This is a genomic window from Arthrobacter sp. Hiyo1 (genome assembly GCF_001263615.2).
Taxonomy (GTDB): domain Bacteria; phylum Actinomycetota; class Actinomycetes; order Actinomycetales; family Micrococcaceae; genus Arthrobacter.
The window spans coordinates 116,822-119,384 of sequence record NZ_DF952478.1; the positions used below are offsets into that span (position 1 = coordinate 116,822).

Sequence of the window (2,563 nt, forward strand, 5' to 3'; positions counted from 1 at the left end):
GTCGTCGACGACGAACGGCTTCCGCTTCCCGGCTCCCGCCGCGACCCGGTGCAGGCTGCTCAGCCTGTGCAGGTTCAGGCGCAGCCTGTCGCTACTGCGGCTCCTGCTACGGCTGCACCTCAGGCTCAGCCGGTCGCGCAGGCTCCCGCGCAGCACACCGAGACGCAGGAGGAGATGATCGCCCGTCTGATCCGTGAAAACGCGGAACTCAAGGACGCCGGCTCCGCAATCGGTGCACCCGCGCCGGGCAACCCCTGGGCAGATAACGGCCAGGAAGCCGAGCCCGCCGGTATTACGTACCGCGGCTGAGAGCGGCAATTCACCATGACCCCGATCGGACATCTGACCATGCAGACATCGCGTTTCACGCGACCCGCAACAGGTGCCTGGTCGGGGTCGTCCTCTTTCCCGATCGTTCCCGACCACAAAGGCCGCCGATGACCTTCGCTGACCCCCGGGGGTACTTCCCCGACTTCTACCACAACCCGGCGATCCGCTCATTGGCTACAACATCCCGCTGGACGGTCTCCGGCCAGATCGGTGAAATCAACTCCGACGACCCTGAGAAGGAGCCGACGCGGAAGGCTCCGATCGACATCCGTCACCTCCTTGAGGGGTGCAACCCCGGCTGCCGCCACGTCGGCCCGCTTCGCGGTGCCTGGGCGATCGACGAACAGTGCCTCCTCACCCTGGACGAACTCAGCACACGACTTCCGGCGGCGGCGAACTGCGCGTTCTACCTGCGCGCTGCGACCAACGGCCTCATCGTCATCGACATCGAGAAGACCTGCCCACCGGAAATAGCGCAGCAGCTGCTCGCCTTGCCGGGAATCCTCTACACCGAGGAGTCCATGTCCGGATTGGGCTACCACTTCGTCGCGCCACTGCCCGCCAACTTCAGCGCCTTCCCGATCGGGGCCGGCAAGCGCAAGCTCCAGGAAGAGCACGGCTGGTACGAAATCCTGATCGACCATTGGTGCACGTTCACGCGCCGCCCGGTCGCGGCCGACGTCCTTGCACACGCACGAAGCACCGCCGTGATCGAACCCGAGTTCGCGTCGGTGGCTGACCTCTACGCCTCATTGGCGGAAAAGGCGAAGGCCAGTGCCCAGGTGGCAGCCGTCCGCACCTCAGTCGAGATCCCCGAGATCCCGCACGCCAGCACCATCATCGCCAAGGCCCGGCTCAGGGCACAGCGCCGCCTCAAAACGCTCGATGATTTCCACGGCGACTATTCGCGATGGGAGTTCTCCGTTCTCGGCACGCTGTACCGGGAGATGCTCAGCCCGCTCATCCAGTTCTCCGGACAGACCGGGTATTCGCAGAACGATCGCGCCTGGCTGCTCTACCAGGCCGCTGTCGAAGAGCTGCCCCATCGCCCGAAACACAACGAACGCCGGAACAACCGCCCCTTCCTGCTCGATCGCGCCGCGGCGATGGTCGCCAGCCAGCACGCGAAGTGACCCTTCGTGCTGCCTCTCAGGTCCTCGACCTGAATACAACACCGCACCACCTTTCCAGTCGCATTCTCGCCCAAACACAAGGACCCAACCATGCGTTTCAATGACACCCTGTCCGAAATCGTCCGCCAGGACCTCGAGATGAGCATCGTCCCCGCCCTCATGGGCGAGCCCGGCATTGGCAAGTCCTCCTGGGTCGAGTCGCTCGCCTACTCGATGAACACCAAGGCCTTCACCCTCGCGGTGAACCAGATGGCCGCGAAGGAAGACCTCACCGGCGCGCGCCTGGTGCCCTACACCAAGCCTGACGGCACCGAGAGCCACAAGCAGGTCTTCTACCCGCACGACGTTGTCCAGCAGGCGATCGACTACGCGAAGCAGAACCCGCGCGAGTGGCCGATTCTCTTCTGCGATGAGATCAACCGCACGACCGCGGATGTCACATCAGGCATCCTCACGATGATCACCATGCGCCGGCTCGGCCGCGAGGACCTCCCCGACAACCTTCGCATCCTCGTCGCCGGAAACGACAAGGGCAACGTCACCACCCTGGACGAGGCAAGCCTCTCGCGATTCTCGATCTATCGGGTCGAGCCCGAGGCGGCCACGCTCATCTCCATCCTGGGTGACGACATGAACCCGTGGGTGAAGAAAGTCCTCACGCAGTTCCCGGCGATGGTCTTCCAGAAGTCGATCTCCGGCATCGTCGCTGCCGATGGCGCGGACGATGACGACGACAACGCCACCGCCTCGTTCGCCGAGCTGTTCGATTCCGGTGAGGAGATGAACCAGCTCACCACCCCGCGAACCATCGACAACCTGTCGCGCTGGCTCAACCGCGCCGAGCGCGACCAGCTGGCCCGCTACCTCGCCATGCCGACCACGATCGGCGATCGCGAGACCACGGTGCTGAACGAGGTCGTCGAGTCGCATGTCGGCAACACCCCGTTCGCCGTGCAGATCGTCGCGGCCATCGCCGAGGATCTGGCGTCCGGCTCCGGACAGCACACGTCCAACCAGGTCGTCGTGCCGAAGCCGAACTGCTACGCCGACCTGAAGGCGGCGCAGTCGATCACCGATCTCGCCGCAATGATCGCCGGGCT

The 2,563-nt window shown here is 64.8% G+C and carries 3 protein-coding genes; all 3 read left to right on the forward strand.

Annotated elements, in window-relative coordinates; translation table 11 throughout:
* On the forward strand, positions 1-309 hold a 309-nt coding region (locus tag AHiyo1_RS25190; RefSeq protein WP_216363311.1), incomplete at its 5' end, for a hypothetical protein.
* A gap of 128 nt (positions 310-437) precedes the next feature.
* Positions 438-1,463, forward strand: coding sequence for a hypothetical protein (locus AHiyo1_RS22990; protein ID WP_059390146.1), 1,026 nt, complete (start codon positions 438-440; stop codon positions 1,461-1,463).
* 90 nt (positions 1,464-1,553) lie between these two features.
* The coding region (locus AHiyo1_RS22995; RefSeq protein ID WP_059390147.1) for an AAA family ATPase at positions 1,554-2,563 on the forward strand (1,010 nt) is incomplete at its 3' end.